Here is a 16131-nt window from a genome sequence, read left to right as displayed (position 1 = left end):
GGACCAGTGGGCATCCATAGTGGGGCATTCATGGAGATCCATTGGGGGGACTGGGGGGTTGCTCGATGGGAGTGCGGCTCATGGTGGTCGACGACCACCGACTGCTCGCCGAGGCACTGGCCTCGGCGTTGAAGCTGCGCGGGCACCGCGTGCTCGCCGCGGCGGCGCCTGCCGCGGGCGCGGCGGAGCTGGTGATCACCCGTGCACCGGAGGTGTGCCTGATAGGTACGGCGACACCGGCCGAGCCGGGCATCTTCGACCCGGTGGTGAAGATCAAGCGGGAGCGTCCGCAGGTGGCGGTCCTGGTCCTGGGCCCGGTGCCGAGCCCGCGCGGCATAGCCGCCGCCTTCGCCGCGGGCGCCTCGGGCTACGTACGCCATGACGAGCGCATAGAGGGCGTCGAGCGCGCCATCATGAAGGCGAGGGCGGGCGAGGCGGCGGTCGCCCCGCAGCTCCTCCAGGGAGCCTTCAGCGAGCTCCTCAACCCCGCCGCCCAACCGGACGACGAGGGCCAGCGCCTGCTCCAGATGCTCACCCCGAGGGAGGTCGAGGTCCTGGTCCGGGTCGCCGACGGCGAGGACACCCGCCTGATAGCGGCAGGCATGGGCATAGCCCCCTCCACCGCCCGCACCCACGTCCAACGAGTCCTGATGAAACTGGGCGTAGGCTCCCGCCTGGAGGCAGCGGCTTTGGCGGCGCGGACGGGCTTGCTGGACAGAGCGGGCCCGGTAACGCACTCGTCCCCGACGGATAGCGAGACGGTTCCGGAGCCCCCTTAAGGGGCGCGGGGAACTGCGCGACAAGCCCCCACAAACCCGCACCCGACAAACGGCAGTTACTCCGCCTGCTCCTCCGGAGGAGCAGGCGGCACCGCAGGCCGCAACTTCAGCCAAGCCAGGAAAAAGACACCCAGCAACAGCATCCCGATCCCGGTCCACAGATTGATGTTCACGCCCTGGGCCTTGTCGATCGCGGCGTCGTCGTCGGTGATCCCCGCAATCGTGACGATGACGCCGTACACAACGAACAGCCCACCGATGATTCGGCGCAGATCGAAGATACGAGCCGCCGTCGCCGACCGCTGCTGCAGCTCGGTGACCTCGCGCTGAACGTCTTGCTCGGAGTACTCGTGGTGCTCAGACATGGCTCTCCAATCCTCCCGCGATCAGAACGAGAACGGGATGTAGCAGGCGGCAGCCAGCACAACCGCACCCCACCCCAGCAGCGCCGGCCGGCGATACCACGCGTCGTCACCGGCGGCGGGCGGCTCGGCCATGCCGGGGGACCGGGTGCCGTACACCAGACCCTCCAGCTCCTCGGCCGGCTTCGGCGAGGTGAACAGCGACACGACGACCATCACCACCGCACCGGCCACGAACCCGGCGATCGCGGACACGAAGTTGGCGCCCTGGTCGGTGGGGATGCTGATGACGTCGTGCTTGTAGAGGACGAAGTAGTTGACCATCGCGGTCACCGTGCCCGCCAGCAGGCCCCAGAACCCGGACTTCGTGGACGCCCGCTTCCAGAACATGCCGACGATGAAGACGACGAACATCGGCACGTTGAAGAAGGAGAACAGCGTCTGGAGGTAGCTCATGATGTTCGAGAAGGATGAGGCGAGGAACGCCGTGCCCACCGAGGCGGCGACGCCGATCACCGTGATCAGCCGCCCGAAGCGGACGTAGTACTCGTCCTCGCGGCCCCTGACCACGTACCGGCCCCAGATGTCGTTGGTGAACACCGTGTTGAAGGACGACACATTGGCCGCCATGCCCGCCATGAAGGCCGCGAGCAGACCGGTCACCGCGATACCGAGGACGCCATTGGGCAGCAACTGCTCCATGAGGTACGGGATTGCGTCGTTGTACTGCAGGCCGGAGCCGGAGGTGCCGATCTTCGGGACCAGGACGGCGGCGACCAGGCCCGGGATCATCACCAGGAACACGATGAAGATCTTCGGGTACGCGGCGATCAGCGGAGTGCGCCGGGCCGCCGACAGGTTCTTCGCGGACAGCGCGCGCTGCACCTCCGCGAAGTTCGTCGTCCAGTAGCCGAAGGACAGCACGAAACCGAGGCCGAGCACGATGGTCAGCCAGTTCGCGCCCAACGGGTTGGTGCTGCCGATGCCGGTGCCGCCCCACGCGGTGGTGAAGTTCGCGCCGTGGGTCGCGGTGAGCTTGTCGGTCAGTCCGCCCCAGCCGCCGACCTTCTTCAGGCCCAGCACGACGAGCGGGATGAGCGCCGCGAGGATCACGAAGAACTGCAGCACCTCGTTGTAGATCGCCGACGACAGACCGCCCAGCGTGATGTACGCCAGCACAAAGGCGCCGGCGACCACGATCGCCACCCACTGCGGCCAGCCCAGCAGCGCCTCGACGACGATCGCGAGGGCGTAGAGGTTCACCCCGGCGATCAGGATGGCGGCGAAGGCGAACAGCGCCGAACTCAGCAGGTGCGCCCATTTGTCGAAGCGCAGCAGCAGCATCTCGGGAACCGAGCGCACCTTGCTCCCGTAGTAGAAGGGCATCATCACCAGGCCGAGGAAGACCATGGCGGGGATGGCGCCGATCCAGTACCAGTGCACGGTGTATGCGCCGTACTGCGCGCTGTTCGCGGCCATGCCCAGGATCTCGGTGGCGGCGAGGTTGGCCGAGATGAACGCGAGACCGGTGATCCAGGCGGGCAGCGAGCGCCCGGAGAGGAAGAAGTCGAGGCTGGTCTTCACCGACCGGCGGGCGGCGAATCCGATGCCGAGGACGACGGCGAAGTAGATGCCGAGGATCGTGTAGTCGAGCCAGTTCGTGGGGAGTCGGAGCTCGGCGGCCAGATAGGTGGGGGTGCGCATGCACGTATCTATGCCCTCCGTGCGCCACACACGCCTTGTCACGCCCCATGACCGTCCGTTCCCGGCCGCCAGACCATTGACGTCGCTGTTGCCTTGTGGTTTGTTATGTTGAGTTCTGTTGAGGGTTGCTTGGGTGAGGAGCCGTGGCGTGAAGAAGACCTCGACCTCGTTGGCCGACGGTCGCGAGCTCATCTACTACGACCTGCGTGACGACACCGTGCGCGACGCGGTGGACAAGCGTCCGCTGGAGCGGACCGTCACGACCTCCGAGGTCCGCCGCGACCCGCTGCTCGGCGACGCCATCGCCGTCGCCTCGCACCGCCAGGGCCGCACCTACCACCCGCCGGCCGACCAATGCCCGCTGTGCCCCTCCCAGGGCGACCGCCTGAGCGAGATCCCGGACTCGTCGTACGACGTGGTCGTCTTCGAGAACCGCTTCCCCTCCCTGGCCGGCGACTCGGGCCGTTGCGAGGTCGTCTGCTTCACCTCCGACCACAACGCGTCCTTCGCCGACCTCACCGAGGAGCAGGCCGCCCTGGTCCTGGAGGCCTGGACGGACCGGACGTCCGAGCTGTCGCATCTCCCTGCCGTGGAGCAGGTGTTCTGCTTCGAGAACCGGGGCGAGGAGATCGGCGTGACGCTCGGCCATCCGCACGGCCAGATCTACGCCTATCCCTTCACCACCCCGCGTACGTCCCTGATGCTGCGGCAGCTGGCCCAGCACAAGGAGGCGACCGGCGGTGAGAACCTCTTCGACGCCGTCCTGGAGCGCGAGCTCGCCGGTGAGCGGGTCGTCCTGGAGGGTGAACACTGGGTGGCGTTCGTGCCGTACGCCGCGCACTGGCCGTACGAGGTCCACCTGTACCCGAAGCGCCGTGTGCCCGACCTGCTCGGGCTGGACGAGGACGCGCGCACAGAGTTCCCCCAGGTCTATCTGGAACTCTTGAGGCGCTTCGACCGGATCTTCGGTGAAGGGGAGCCGCCGACGCCGTACATCGCGGCCTGGCACCAGGCCCCCTTCGGCGCGCTGGAGGAGTTCGAGGGCGTCAACCGTGACGACTTCGCACTCCACCTCGAGCTTTTCACCATCCGCCGAACCTCCGGCAAGCTGAAGTTCCTCGCGGGTTCCGAGTCCGGCATGAGTGTGTTCATCAACGACGTGCCGCCGGAGCGCGCGGCCGAGCGACTGCGAGAGGTAGCGAGTTGATGAGCGGTAAGTACCTGGTGACGGGCGGCGCGGGCTACGTGGGCAGCGTGGTCGCCCAGCATCTGCTGGAGGCGGGCCACGAGGTCGTCGTGCTCGACAACCTCTCCACGGGCTTCCGGGAGGGCGTCCCGGCCGGTGCGGCCTTCATCGAGGGCGACATCCGCGACGCCGCCAAATGGCTGGACTCCTCCTTCGGGGCGGTCCTGCACTTCGCCGCGTTCTCGCAGGTCGGCGAGTCGGTCGTGAAGCCCGAGAAGTACTGGGACAACAACGTCGCGGGCACGATGGCGCTGCTGGGCGCGATGCGCGAGGCGGGCGTCCGCAAGCTGGTCTTCTCCTCCACGGCCGCCACCTACGGCGAGCCGAAGGAGGTCCCGATCGTCGAGTCGGCACCCACCTCGCCGACCAACCCGTACGGCGCCTCGAAGCTCGCCGTCGACCACATGATCACCGGCGAGGCGGCGGCCCACGGCCTGGGCGCGGTCTCCCTGCGCTACTTCAACGTGGCGGGCGCGTACGGCGAGCAGGGCGAACGCCACAACCCCGAGTCCCACCTCATCCCACTGGTGCTCCAGGTGGCCCAGGGCAGGCGCGACGCCATCTCGGTCTACGGCGACGACTACCCGACCCCCGACGGCACCTGCGTCCGCGACTACATCCATGTCGCGGACCTCGCCGACGCCCACCTGCTCGCGCTGAAGGCCGCCACCTCCGGCGAGCACCTCATCTGCAACCTGGGCAACGGCGAGGGCTTCTCGGTCCGCCAGGTCATCGAGACGGTCCGGCAGGTCACCGGCCACCCCATCCCGGAGGTCGTGGCCCCGCGCCGCGGCGGTGACCCGGCGGCCCTGGTGGCGTCGGCCGCCACGGCCCGCGAGAAGCTGGGCTGGAACCCGTCCCGCGCGGATCTCGCGGGGATCGTCGCGGACGCGTGGGAGTTCGCGCAGAAGATCGCAAGGGAGCAGTAGTGCAGGCACAGCAGGTGCGGGACGGCTTCGTCGAGCTCTACGGGACCGAACCCGAGGGTGTCTGGGCGGCGCCGGGCCGCGTCAACCTCATCGGTGAGCACACCGACTACAACGACGGCTTCGTGATGCCCTTCGCGCTGCCGCACACCGCGGTCGCGGCCGTCGCACGGCGCACGGACGGTGTGCTGCGCCTGCACTCGGCGGACGTCGAGGGCGGCGTCGTAGAGCTGCGACTGGACGACCTGGCCCCGGATTCGGACCGCAACTGGACGGCGTACCCGTCCGGTGTCGTCTGGGCGCTGTGCGAGGCCGGCCACCCGGTGACCGGCGCGGACATCCACCTCGCCTCGACGGTCCCGGCGGGCGCGGGCCTGTCGTCGTCGGCGGCGCTGGAGGTCGTGGTCGCCCTCGCTCTCAACGACCTCTACGAACTGGGCCTCAAGGGCTGGCAGCTGGCCCGCCTGTGCCAGCGCGCGGAGAACGTCTACGTCGGCGCCCCCGTCGGCATCATGGACCAGACGGCCTCCGCCTGCTGCGAGGAGGGCCACGCCCTGTTCCTCGACACCCGCGACCTCTCCCAGAAGCAGATCCCCTTCGACCTGGCCGCCGAGGGCATGCGCCTGCTGGTGGTGGACACCCAGGTCAAGCACTCGCACAGCGAGGGCGAGTACGGCAAGCGCCGGGCGGGCTGCGAGCGGGGCGCGGCGCTGCTGGGCGTCGACGCACTGCGGGACGTCCCCTATGCCGAACTGGACGCCGCGCTGGAACGGTTGGGCGACGACGAGGAGGCGGTCCGCCTGGTCCGCCACATCGTCACGGAGGACGAGCGGGTGGAGAAGGTCGTAGCCCTGCTGGAGTCGGGCGACACCCGCGCCATCGGCCCGGTGCTGATCGCCGGCCATGCCTCCCTGCGCGACGACTTCCGCATCTCCTGCCCCGAACTGGACCTGGTCGTCGACACGGCCCTGGCCTCCGGCGCCCTGGGCGCCCGGATGACCGGCGGCGGCTTCGGCGGCTCGGCGATCGTCCTGGCGGAGGCGGCCGACGTGGACACGATCACCAAGGCGGTGGAAGAAGCCTTCGCGGCGGCGGACTTCACGGCACCGCGGGTGTTCGAGGCGGTGCCTTCGGCGGGGGCGCGCAGGCTCAGCTGAGCCGCTTCGTCAACGTGTACTCCGTGATCCCCGGCGGATAGTCGGGGATCACGCACACCACCTCATACCCCTGCTTCTTGTAGAAACCCGGCGCCTGGAAGTCCCAGGTCTCCAGGCGGGACGAGGTGCAGCCCCGTTCGGAGCGGGCGATTTTTTCCGCCTCCGCCAGGACGCGTGAGCCGAGGCCCGCTCCCCGCCACCGCTCGTCCACCCACAGATAGGCCACGTGCAGCCAGGCCGTCCAGGTGTGGCCCACCAGGCCGGCGGCCAGCTCGTCCTGGTCGTCCAACACCCAGACGTGGAGCGGAAGTTCGCGCTCCGCCGGGGTTTTGCGCAAGGCACGCAGGACGGGGGAGGCCTTGGTGTTGGTGTCGCGCAGCCGGGAATGGAGAAGATCGCGCCGGGCCCTGTCGACTTCTGTCTCAATACGAAACATGCGGCTCACGATAAACGCACTGGACAGCCAGTTCTGCAAATTACCTTCCGCTCCTGGCCCCCGGCCGTACCCTGATGAACAGCACCGGTGGGGGCCGGTGCCGATCAGGGGGCGAGACAGTCGGGTACGACGCCCGAAGTGGGGGTAGCAGTCTCCGCACGGCGGCGGCCGTGCGGTGTGCCGTTCCAGTCCTGGGTTTCAAAGGCGACCCGGGACGCTTCGGGCGCCGTACCTGCGCCCGTGCCGTCTCCCGACTATGGGGTATCCCCTGCTCTTCAAGAGCCTGGGGAAGGGGGTTTCGTGGTTCGCATCCGAGTCCTGGTCGTGGACGACCATCGCATCTTCGCCGAGTCGCTCGCCGCTGCGCTTGCGGCCGAGCCCGACGTCGACGTCTCCGCGGCCGGCAGCGGTCCCGCCGCGCTGCGCAGCCTGGAGCGTGCGGCAGCCGAGGGGCGGCGGTTCGACGTACTGCTCGTCGACTCCGACCTGGGCGGCAATGTGCCGGGCGTACGGCCCGCAGTGCCCGTTCAGGAGGCCAATGAGGACGGGCTCGTCGACGGGATTTCGCTGGTCGCCGGGGTGCGCACCGCGCAGCCGGGCGTACGGATCATCGTGCTCGCCGAGAAGGACGATCCGCGGCGCGCCGCGCTCGCCCTGCAGGCCGGGGCCTCCGGCTGGGTGGCCAAGGACTGCTCGCTGTCCCGGCTGCTCAATGTCATCCGAGGTGTCCTGCGCGACGAGACGCATCTGCCGCCCGCCCTGCTCACGGGCGTCCTGCGGGAGCTGACCGCCGCGCGCAAGCACCGCACCGAGAGCGAGCGGCTCGTCGAGTCCCTCACGCCGAGGGAGCGGGAAGTGCTGCGGTGCATGGTCGCCGGGCTGGGGAGAAAGGCGGTCGCCGAGCGGCTGTTCCTCTCGCCCCACACCGTCCGCACCCATATGCAGAACGTCCTCGGCAAGCTGGGCGTCCACTCCACCCTCGCCGCCGTCGCCCTCGCGCGCCGCGCCGGGGTCGGGCCCGTCGACCTAGCCGGGGATGTTGTCGAACGGGGCGGTCAACTGGCGTAGCAGCCCGGCGAGTTCACCGCGCTGGGCACCCGACAGCTCGGCGAGGATCGCGCGCTCCTGGTCCAGCAGTCCGGCCAGGGCCTGGTCCGCGCGGTCCCGGCCCTCGTCCGTCAGCCGCACCAGCACCCCGCGGCGGTCGCTCGGGTCGGGCAGCCGCTCCACCAGGCCCTTCTTCGCCAGGCGGTCGATGCGGTTCGTCATCGTGCCCGAGGTGACCAGGGTCTGCGTCAGCAGCTGCCCCGGCGAGAGCTGGTACGGCGTGCCTGCGCGCCTCAGCGCCGTCAGCACGTCGAACTCCCAGGGCTCCAGGCTGTGCTCGGCGAAGGCCAGCCGGCGAGCCCGGTCCAGATGCCGGGCCAGTCTGCTCACCCGGCTGAGCACCTCGAGCGGTTCCACGTCGAGGTCCGGACGCTCCCGGCGCCATGCTGCGACCAGTCGATCGACCTCGTCCTCCATGACGATCAGTGTAGTGGTTGTGTCGATGTGAAGTCTCTTGATGTCGAGTCTCTTGACATCGAGATAAGTGGGGCGGGAAGGTGACAGGCATGAGCACCCCCACCTGGGACCCGGCCCAGTACCTCCGCCACGCCGGCCACCGCGCCCGCCCCTTCACCGACCTCCTCGCCCGCATCCCGGACCTGCCCGAGGACCCGCCCCGCATCGCCGACCTCGGCTGCGGCCCCGGCAACGTCACCGTCCTCCTCGCCGACCGCTGGCCCGCCGCCCACATCACCGGCTACGACAACTCGCCCGAGATGCTGGACAAGGCCCACGTCGACCACGGCGGCCCCACCTCCGGCGGCGGCCGCCTCGACTTCGCCCCGGCCGACGTACGGACCTGGGCGCCCGCACAGCCGTACGACCTGATCGTCAGCAACGCCACCCTGCAGTGGATCCCCGGCCACGCAGAGCGTTTCGGGGAGTGGGTCGCCGGCCTGAAGCCCGGCGGCACCTTCGCCTTCCAGGTGCCCGGCAACTTCGGCGCCCCCAGCCACCAGCTCATGCGCGAACTCGCCCACTCCGCCCGCTGGAAGGACCGCCTCGCCGACACCCTCCGCCACGACGACGCCGTCCTTGCGCCGGAGACCTACCTGGAGCGCCTTACCGCGCTCGGCTGCACGGCGGACGTATGGGAGACGACATACGTCCATCTCCTGGCGGGTGAGGATCCGGTGCTGGACTGGGTGAAGGGGACCGGGCTGCGTCCCGTCCTCACGGCCCTCGCCGACGACCCGGCGGCCCGGAAGGAGTTCCTGGACGCCTACCGGGCGGCCCTGCGGGAGGCCTATCCGGCCGGTGCGCACGGTACGGCGTTCCCGTTCCGCCGTATCTTCGCGGTCGCCCGCAAGGAGGCGTGAACATGATCACCGCCGTCGATCATGTCCAGCTCGCCGTACCGGCCGGCACCGAGGACCGGCTGCGGGCGTACTACGTCGGCGTCCTCGGCATGACGGAGATCCCTAAGCCGCCGGTGCTGGCGGCGCGGGGAGGGTGCTGGTTCGGGGCGGGGGCGGTGCAGCTGCACCTGGGGGTCGAGAAGGACTTCCGGCCCGCGAAGAAGGCCCACCCGGGGCTGCGGGTCACGGACATCGAGGCGTACGCCGAGCGGCTCGCGGCGCGCGGAGCGCCGGTCACCTGGGACGACAATCTCCCAGGCCACCGGCGCTTCTACTCATCGGATCCGGTGGGGAACCGGCTGGAGTTCCTGGAGCCGGTCAGGCCGTCCGGCCGAGGTGGGTGACGAGGATGCGGATGACCTCGGCGTCGATGATGTACAGGACCCGGTACTCGTCGACACGAATGCGGCGGATGTTCGGGCCGTACGGCCTCGAACCAGTCGGTCGCGGATCGTGGGCCAACTCGTCGATGGCGTCCAGGACCTTGGCGAGTCCGGCTGGGTCTTCGGTCAGGAACCGCGCTGCCGCATCGAGGGCGTGCGGCTCGAAGATGATCTCGTAAGTCACGGCTTCTCAAGCCCCAGCCGCCTGCGCACCTCTGCCATGGGGATGCCTTCCCCCAGTGTTCCCTCGGCCTTGCGCCGCTGGTAGTCGGCGACGGCCAGAGCGTCTTCGAGATCCTCTATCACCTGCGGCGAGACGAGGAGCGCGGCCACGTGCCCATGGTCGGTGAGGGCGATGGTCTCGTGGTCGTGAGCCGCACGGCGGACCAGGTCGCCGAGCTGGGAACGGGCTGCGCTGATCGCGATCTGAGTCATGCAGCCATGATTCCACAAGGTGCATCTGGCTGCCCACTAGTGGCATCTTTTCCGGTGAACCTCAGCTCTTCCGGCGCCCGATCAGATGCGGCTTGGCCTCCAGGCCGTCCAGCCCGTGCCACGCCAGATTGACCAGGTGCGCCGCCACCTCCGCCTTCTTCGGGCGGCGTACGTCCAGCCACCACTGGCCGGTCAGGGCGACCATGCCGACCAGGGCCTGGGCGTACAGCGGGGCCAGCTTGGGGTCGAAGCCGCGCAACTTGAACTCGCGGCCCAGGATGTCCTCCACCTGCGTGGCGATGTCCGAGATGAGGGAGGCGAAGGAGCCCGTGGACTGCGGGATGGGGGAGTCACGGACCAGGATGCGGAAGCCGTCCGTGTTCTCCTCGATGTAGTCCAGGAGGGCGAAGGCTGCCTGTTCGCAGAGCTCCCGCGGGTGGCCTGCCGTCAGGGAGCTGGTCACCATGTCCAGCAGGCGCCGCATCTCACGGTCCACCACCACCGCGTACAGCCCCTCCTTGCCGCCGAAGTGCTCGTACACCACCGGCTTGGACACCCCGGCCTTCGCCGCGATCTCCTCCACCGACGTGCCCTCGAAGCCCTTGGCGGCAAACAGGGTGCGACCGATCTCGAGCAGCTGCTGGCGGCGCTCGGCCCCCGTCATCCGGGTGCGCCGCGTTCGCCGCGGCTTCTCATTGCTCGGGGTGCTGCTGGAGTCGGTCGCCACGGCGTCAATCATGCCGCCTTCGCCGACTCCTTCCGGGGCTCGGAGCCCTCCTGGCCGGTGTTACGGCGTGAATCGATACGCGAGCGTGACGGCCAGCGCACGTCGTACGCCCAGCCGAACGCCTCGAACCAGCGGATGAAGCGCGCCGAGGAGTCCAGCTGGCCGCGCTCCACACCGTGCCGCGCGGAGGTCGGGTCGGCATGGTGCAGGTTGTGCCAGGACTCGCCGCAGGACAGGACCGCGAGCCACCACACGTTGCCCGAGCGGTCGCGCGACTTGAAGGGCCGCTTGCCGACCGCATGGCAGATCGAGTTGATCGACCAGGTCACATGGTGCAGCAGAGCCACCCGAACGAGTGAGCCCCAGAAGAAGCCGGTGAACGCACCCCACCAGGACATCGTCGCCAGACCGCCGATCAGCGGGGGCAGAGCGAGGGACAGCGCCGTCCAGTAGACGAACTGGCGGGAGATCGCACGGATCGCCGGGTCCTTGATCAGGTCGGGCGCGTACTTGTCCTGCGGCGTCCGCTCCTCATCGAACATCCAGGCGATGTGCGCCCACCAGAGGCCCTTCATCAGCGCAGGCAGGGTCTCGCCGAAACGCCACGGGGAGTGCGGGTCGCCCTCCGCATCGGAGAACTTGTGGTGCTTGCGATGGTCGGCGACCCAGCGGACCAGCGGGCCCTCCACCGCCATCGAGCCGGCGATGGCGAGCGCAATGCGCAGGGGGCGCTTCGCCTTGAAGGCGCCGTGGGTGAAATAGCGGTGGAAGCCGATCGTGACGCCGTGGCAGCCGAGGAAGTAGAAGAACACGAGCAGACCGAGGTCGAGCCAGCTCACGCCCCGGCCCCAGGCCAGCGGCACCGCCGCGACCAGCGCCAGGAAGGGGACGACGATGAAGACGAGGAGCGCGATCTGCTCGACCGACCCCTTCTTTTCGCCGCCAAGCGTTGCCGAGGTGAATGAGGTGTCGTTGTTCGCCTTCGGGGCGTCGTCGATCACATCGGAACTTGTGGTCATGGGGCGTCCCCTGTGGGGTCGAGGGTTTTGAGACGAGGTGCCGGGCCAGCTGCGGGAACCTTGCCCAGGTTCCGTTACAACGGTCCCTACGGTTCCGTAACCTACGGCGTCGTAAGTATGGCAGCGAGTCGCCCGGCGGCAAGAGCCCGAAATCATGCGCGTCCGCATGGACACCTATCCTGGAGTCGGTCGGACAGCGCGGTCCGCTCTGAACTTCTTCCCGGATGCCAGGGCCGTATGCGGCGCCCGCCGCGCGGCCCCTGCCGCCGGGTTCCCCTCCCGGACGAGCTTCAACACTGCAAGGAGCCGCACCTGTGAGCAGTGCCGACGACCTGACTACGAGCACCACGTCGACCAGCAGCGAACTGCGCGCCGACATCCGGCGGCTGGGAGACCTCCTCGGCGAGGCCCTCGTCCGACAGGAGGGCCCCGAGCTGCTGGAACTCGTCGAAAAGGTCCGCCGCCTCACCCGCGAGGACGGAGAGGCCGCCGCCGAACTGCTGCGCGGCACCGAACTGGAGACCGCGGCCAAGCTGGTCCGCGCCTTCTCCACCTACTTCCACCTGGCCAACGTCACCGAGCAGGTCCACCGCGGCCGCGAACTGCGCGAGCGCCGCGCCGCCGAGGGCGGCCTTCTCGCCCGTACCGCCGACCGGCTGAAGGACGCCGACCCCGAGCACCTGCGCCAGACGGTCCGCCACCTCAATGTCCGCCCCGTGTTCACGGCGCACCCCACCGAGGCCGCGCGCCGCTCGGTCCTCAACAAGCTCCGGCGCATCGCAGCACTCCTGGAGACCCCGGTCATCGAGGCCGACCGCCGCCGCTACGACACCCGACTGGCCGAGAACATCGACCTCGTCTGGCAGACCGACGAACTGCGCGTCGTACGCCCCGAGCCCGCCGACGAGGCCCGCAACGCCATCTACTACCTGGACGAACTGCACGCGGGCGCCGTCGGCGACGTCCTGGAGGACCTGACGGCGGAGCTGGAGCGGGTCGGCGTGAAGCTCCCCGACGACACCCGCCCCCTCACCTTCGGCACCTGGATCGGCGGCGACCGCGACGGCAACCCGAACGTCACCCCCCAGGTCACCTGGGACGTCCTGATCCTCCAGCACGAACACGGCATCAACGACGCCCTGGAACTCATCGACGAACTCCGCGGCTTCCTGTCGAACTCCATCCGCTACACCGGCGCCACCCAGGAACTCCTGGAATCCCTCCAGGCCGACCTGGAACGCCTCCCCGAGATCAGCCCCCGCTACAAGCGCCTCAACGCCGAGGAGCCCTACCGCCTCAAGGCCACCTGCATCCGGCAGAAGCTGGAGAACACCAAGCAGCGCCTCGCCAAGGGCATCCCGCACGAGACGGGCCGCGACTACCTCGGCACCGCCGAGCTGCTGGCCGACCTCACCCTCATCCAGACCTCCCTCCGGGAGCACCGCGGCGGCCTCTTCGCCGACGGCCGCATGAACCGCACCATCCGCACCCTCGCCGCCTTCGGCCTCCAGCTCGCCACCATGGACGTACGCGAACACGCCGACGCCCACCACCACGCCCTCGGCCAGCTCTTCGACCGCCTCGGCGAGGAATCCTGGCGGTACACCGACATGCCCCGCGAGTACCGGGCCAAGCTCCTCGCCAAGGAGCTCAGGTCCAGGAGGCCCCTGGCCCCCACCCCGGCACCCGTCGACGCACCCGGCGAGAAGACCCTCGGCGTCTTCCAGACCGTCAAGCGGGCCCTGGAGGTCTTCGGACCCGAGGTCGTGGAGTCGTACATCATCTCGATGTGCCAGGGCGCCGACGACGTCTTCGCCGCCGCCGTACTGGCCCGCGAGGCCGGCCTGATCGACCTGCACGCCGGCTGGGCGAAGATCGGCATCGTGCCGCTCCTGGAGACCACCGACGAGCTCAAGGCCGCCGACAACATCCTGGAGGACATGCTCTCCGACCCGTCCTACCGGCGTCTGGTGGCGCTGCGCGGGGACGTCCAGGAGGTCATGCTCGGATACAGCGACTCATCGAAGTTCGGCGGCATCACCACCTCGCAGTGGGAGATCCACCGCGCCCAGCGCCGCCTGCGCGACGTCGCCCACCGCTACGGCGTACGCCTCCGTCTCTTCCACGGCCGCGGCGGCACCGTCGGCCGCGGCGGCGGCCCCTCCCACGACGCGATCCTCGCCCAGCCCTGGGGCACCCTCGAAGGCGAGATCAAGGTCACCGAGCAGGGCGAGGTCATCTCCGACAAGTACCTCGTGCCCTCCCTGGCCCGCGAGAACCTCGAACTGACCGTCGCGGCCACCCTCCAGGCCTCCGCCCTGCACACCGCCCCCCGCCAGTCCGTCGAGGCACTCGCCCGCTGGGACGCCGCCATGGACGTCGTCAGCAACGCCGCCGAAGCCGCCTACCGCAGGCTCGTCGAAGACCCCGACCTGCCCGCGTACTTCTTCGCCTCCACCCCCGTCGACCAGCTCGCCGACCTGCACCTCGGCTCGCGGCCGTCGAGGAGGCCCGACTCCGGCGCCGGCCTCGACGGCCTCCGCGCCATCCCCTGGGTCTTCGGCTGGACCCAGTCCCGGCAGATCGTCCCCGGCTGGTACGGCGTCGGCTCCGGCCTGAAGGCGCTGCGCGAGGCAGGCCTGCGGCAAGAAGGGGACACCGTGCTCGACGAGATGCACGAACAGTGGCACTTCTTCCGCAACTTCATCTCCAACGTCGAGATGACCCTCGCCAAGACCGACCTGCGCATCGCCGCCCACTACGTCGACACCCTCGTCCCCGACGACCTCAAGCACGTCTTCGAGACCATCAAGGCCGAGCACGAACTCACCGTCCGCGAGGTCCTGCGGGTCACCGGCGAGCCCGAACTCCTCGACGCCACCCCGGTGTTGAAGCAGACCTTCACCATCCGCGACGCCTACCTCGACCCGATCTCCTACCTCCAGGTCACCCTCCTCAAGCGCCAGCGCGACGCCGCAGCCGCCGGCGAACAGCCCGACCCGCTGCTCGCCCGCGCCCTGCTGCTCACTGTCAACGGCGTGGCCGCGGGCCTGCGCAACACCGGCTGACCCATACACACACAGGGGTGCCCCGAGCTTCGTACAAGCTCGGGGCACCCCTGTTTTCTTCTGCTTTTCCTCTACGTCAGGACCGGCGCCGCCGGAGCATCAGGTAACCGCCCGCCGCCAACAACGCGGCCGCACCACCCGAGAGCAGGCCCACCGGGGCACCGTTACCGGTCTCGGCGAGGTCGTCGCCGGAGCCGCCCTGCGGGGACGCGGAAGCGGACGCGGACGCAGCCCCCGAAGAAGGCGCGGACGAAGACGCGGTCGAGGGCGAGGACGCCGGCGAAGACGAAGACGCCGACGGGGCAGGCGTCGAACCGCTGCCGCCCCCCTCCGAGCCCTTGCAGTCCGTCCAGAACACCTTGTGCTTGGCGGCGCCGTTCTCACCGTCGAAGTTCCAGAACAGCTTGTAGTGCCCGTCGGGCAGCGACAGATCCGCCGTACGGCCATGGCCTTGAGCATCCAGCGTGATGGCACCGGTCTTCACGGTCGCGCCCTTCGTCGCAGCCGTAGGAGCCCAGGCCTCGATGTGCCAGTCGACCTGCTGGACGGCATCGAAGCCGAACGCATCCAGATAGAACGTGCAGACGTGCGGCTCGTTGCGCTTCAACTCCTCGCCGGTGGTGGCGTCATGGATCTTCACGGTCCCGTTGTCACCGGGAGCGGTGGCGTGAGCGGCGACCGGCGCGGACAACAGCGCCGCCGCGGCGACGGCGGACAGGGCGCCGGCGCGAGTGAGGGTACGCATGGGGCAGTCCATCTTCGAGTTACGGACGGGAAGATGTGGAGGGGGCGGCTCAGCATCCAGCCATGCCTGACTCAAGGTCAATCACGAACAGACAACACAACTGACAAGACACAGGCTCTCCACAACACGGAGAACGGGGAATCTCGTCAGATAGTCACGAAAGCCGCAGTGAGCAGCGCGATCCCCGACCCCGCCAGCACCCACCCGGCCCGCGTCCGCCCCAGCCCCCCGGCCACCACCACCGAAGCCAGCAGCAACGCCCCGCCGAACGGAACCCACGCATACAGGATCCCCGCCGGCCCCGACCGCACGACCTCATCACCGCCCGGCTTCACCACGACCGTGTACGTCTGCCCCTTCCGCACCGCAACCGTCTTCTCGATCACCGCCCGGTCACGACCCGAAGAACCCTGCGAAATAGGCGTATAGCGACCCGTGCACGTATCGTCCGCGCACCGCGTCACCTCGATCGTGCCGCGCTCCCGCCCCTTCGTGAGCATCACATACGGAGCCGTCCGCCACGACGCCCACACCCCCGCGACCAGAATCAGCACCGCGACCGCACCCATCGCCGCGAGACGCCCGAACCGCAACGCGGCGACCGAGCCCTGGCGCGAGACCCGATGGGAAGAGACGGCAGTGGCAGGCATGGCCGGGATCATTGGCCATGCCCCCACAC

The 16131-nt window shown here is 69.3% G+C and carries 18 protein-coding genes; 8 read left to right on the top strand and 10 right to left on the bottom strand.

Annotated elements, in window-relative coordinates; genetic code table 11:
- Positions 1 to 65 precede the first annotated feature (65 nt).
- Entirely contained in the window at positions 66 to 779 is a 714-nt protein-coding gene (locus P2Q00_RS16705; protein WP_275773318.1) for a helix-turn-helix transcriptional regulator, read from the top strand.
- Between the two features lie 56 nt (positions 780 to 835).
- Here the strand turns inward: P2Q00_RS16705 and P2Q00_RS16700 are convergent, their stop codons facing one another.
- Together P2Q00_RS16700 and P2Q00_RS16695 are read right to left on the bottom strand one after the other, a co-directional pair.
- Positions 836 to 1144: a hypothetical protein gene (locus tag P2Q00_RS16700; protein WP_275773317.1), complete on the bottom strand. Its 309-nt coding sequence runs from the start codon at positions 1142 to 1144 to the stop codon at positions 836 to 838.
- Between the two features lie 21 nt (positions 1145 to 1165).
- Positions 1166 to 2845: a sodium:solute symporter family protein gene (locus P2Q00_RS16695; protein WP_275773316.1), complete on the bottom strand. Its 1680-nt coding sequence runs from the start codon at positions 2843 to 2845 to the stop codon at positions 1166 to 1168.
- A 148-nt stretch (positions 2846 to 2993) separates the two neighbouring features.
- On the opposite strand from P2Q00_RS16695, the gene galT reads away from it, so the two are divergent.
- Genes galT through galK form a run of 3 tightly spaced genes read left to right on the top strand, consistent with a single transcriptional unit; the run spans position 2994 to position 6174 of the window.
- Positions 2994 to 4052: a galactose-1-phosphate uridylyltransferase gene (galT, locus tag P2Q00_RS16690; RefSeq protein ID WP_275773315.1), complete on the top strand. Its 1059-nt coding sequence runs from the start codon at positions 2994 to 2996 to the stop codon at positions 4050 to 4052.
- Positions 4052 to 5020 carry a UDP-glucose 4-epimerase GalE gene (gene galE / locus P2Q00_RS16685; protein WP_275773314.1) on the top strand — a complete coding sequence of 323 codons (969 nt, stop codon included), beginning with the start codon at positions 4052 to 4054 and terminating at the stop codon, positions 5018 to 5020. The genes galT and galE overlap by 1 nt, the downstream gene beginning before the upstream one ends.
- A complete protein-coding gene (galK, locus tag P2Q00_RS16680) occupies positions 5020 to 6174 on the top strand; it encodes a galactokinase (protein WP_275773313.1) in 1155 nt (384 codons plus the stop codon). The genes galE and galK overlap by 1 nt, the downstream gene beginning before the upstream one ends.
- On the opposite strand, the gene P2Q00_RS16675 is transcribed toward galK, so the two are convergent.
- Positions 6167 to 6610, bottom strand: coding sequence for a GNAT family N-acetyltransferase (locus P2Q00_RS16675; protein ID WP_275773312.1), 444 nt, complete (start codon positions 6608 to 6610; stop codon positions 6167 to 6169). The two genes, galK and P2Q00_RS16675, sit on opposite strands and share 8 nt — an antisense overlap.
- Before the next feature lie 300 nt (positions 6611 to 6910).
- Here P2Q00_RS16675 and P2Q00_RS16670 point away from each other — a divergent pair, with 300 nt between their 5' ends.
- A complete protein-coding gene (locus P2Q00_RS16670; RefSeq protein ID WP_275773311.1) occupies positions 6911 to 7678 on the top strand; it encodes a LuxR C-terminal-related transcriptional regulator in 768 nt (255 codons plus the stop codon).
- Here P2Q00_RS16670 and tamR read toward each other — a convergent pair.
- On the bottom strand, positions 7637 to 8134 hold the full coding sequence (gene tamR / locus P2Q00_RS16665; RefSeq protein ID WP_275773310.1) for a MarR family transcriptional regulator TamR: 498 nt from the start codon (positions 8132 to 8134) through the stop codon (positions 7637 to 7639). The genes P2Q00_RS16670 and tamR overlap by 42 nt on opposite strands.
- 89 nt (positions 8135 to 8223) lie before the next feature.
- On the opposite strand from tamR, the gene P2Q00_RS16660 reads away from it, so the two are divergent.
- Together P2Q00_RS16660 and P2Q00_RS16655 are read left to right on the top strand one after the other, a co-directional pair.
- On the top strand, positions 8224 to 9036 hold the full coding sequence (locus P2Q00_RS16660) for a trans-aconitate 2-methyltransferase (RefSeq protein WP_275773309.1): 813 nt from the start codon (positions 8224 to 8226) through the stop codon (positions 9034 to 9036).
- A gap of 2 nt (positions 9037 to 9038) precedes the next feature.
- The gene (locus P2Q00_RS16655) at positions 9039 to 9419 is read left to right on the top strand and encodes a VOC family protein (RefSeq protein WP_275773308.1); all 381 of its coding nucleotides are present in this window, start codon (positions 9039 to 9041) and stop codon (positions 9417 to 9419) included.
- Here the strand turns inward: P2Q00_RS16655 and P2Q00_RS16650 are convergent.
- From P2Q00_RS16650 to P2Q00_RS16635, 4 genes are all read right to left on the bottom strand, one after another.
- Positions 9394 to 9642 carry a type II toxin-antitoxin system RelE family toxin gene (locus P2Q00_RS16650; RefSeq protein ID WP_275773307.1) on the bottom strand — a complete coding sequence of 83 codons (249 nt, stop codon included), beginning with the start codon at positions 9640 to 9642 and terminating at the stop codon, positions 9394 to 9396. The two genes, P2Q00_RS16655 and P2Q00_RS16650, sit on opposite strands and share 26 nt — an antisense overlap.
- Positions 9639 to 9893, bottom strand: a complete 255-nt coding sequence (locus P2Q00_RS16645) for a type II toxin-antitoxin system Phd/YefM family antitoxin (protein ID WP_275773306.1) — start codon at positions 9891 to 9893, stop codon at positions 9639 to 9641. The genes P2Q00_RS16650 and P2Q00_RS16645 overlap by 4 nt, the downstream gene beginning before the upstream one ends.
- Before the next feature lie 61 nt (positions 9894 to 9954).
- Complete coding sequence (locus P2Q00_RS16640; RefSeq protein WP_275773305.1) at positions 9955 to 10632, bottom strand: TetR/AcrR family transcriptional regulator; 678 nt, start codon at positions 10630 to 10632, stop codon at positions 9955 to 9957.
- The gene (locus tag P2Q00_RS16635; protein WP_275773304.1) at positions 10629 to 11639 is read right to left on the bottom strand and encodes an acyl-CoA desaturase; all 1011 of its coding nucleotides are present in this window, start codon (positions 11637 to 11639) and stop codon (positions 10629 to 10631) included. Before P2Q00_RS16635 ends, P2Q00_RS16640 begins: the two co-directional genes overlap by 4 nt.
- A gap of 314 nt (positions 11640 to 11953) precedes the next feature.
- Here P2Q00_RS16635 and ppc point away from each other — a divergent pair, with 314 nt between their 5' ends.
- Positions 11954 to 14707 carry a phosphoenolpyruvate carboxylase gene (gene ppc / locus P2Q00_RS16630; protein ID WP_275773303.1) on the top strand — a complete coding sequence of 918 codons (2754 nt, stop codon included), beginning with the start codon at positions 11954 to 11956 and terminating at the stop codon, positions 14705 to 14707.
- Positions 14708 to 14783: 76 nt separating this feature from the next.
- Here ppc and P2Q00_RS16625 read toward each other — a convergent pair whose 3' ends face one another.
- Both P2Q00_RS16625 and P2Q00_RS16620 read right to left on the bottom strand, forming a co-directional pair.
- Complete coding sequence (locus P2Q00_RS16625) at positions 14784 to 15452, bottom strand: LPXTG cell wall anchor domain-containing protein (protein WP_275773302.1); 669 nt, start codon at positions 15450 to 15452, stop codon at positions 14784 to 14786.
- Between the two features lie 146 nt (positions 15453 to 15598).
- Positions 15599 to 16114, bottom strand: a complete 516-nt coding sequence (locus P2Q00_RS16620; RefSeq protein ID WP_275773301.1) for a hypothetical protein — start codon at positions 16112 to 16114, stop codon at positions 15599 to 15601.
- Positions 16115 to 16131 lie beyond the last annotated feature (17 nt).

The sequence above is a fragment of the Streptomyces coacervatus genome (assembly GCF_029223485.1).
GTDB lineage: Bacteria > Actinomycetota > Actinomycetes > Streptomycetales > Streptomycetaceae > Streptomyces > Streptomyces coacervatus.
This window is presented reverse-complemented; position numbering and strand designations above follow the sequence as displayed.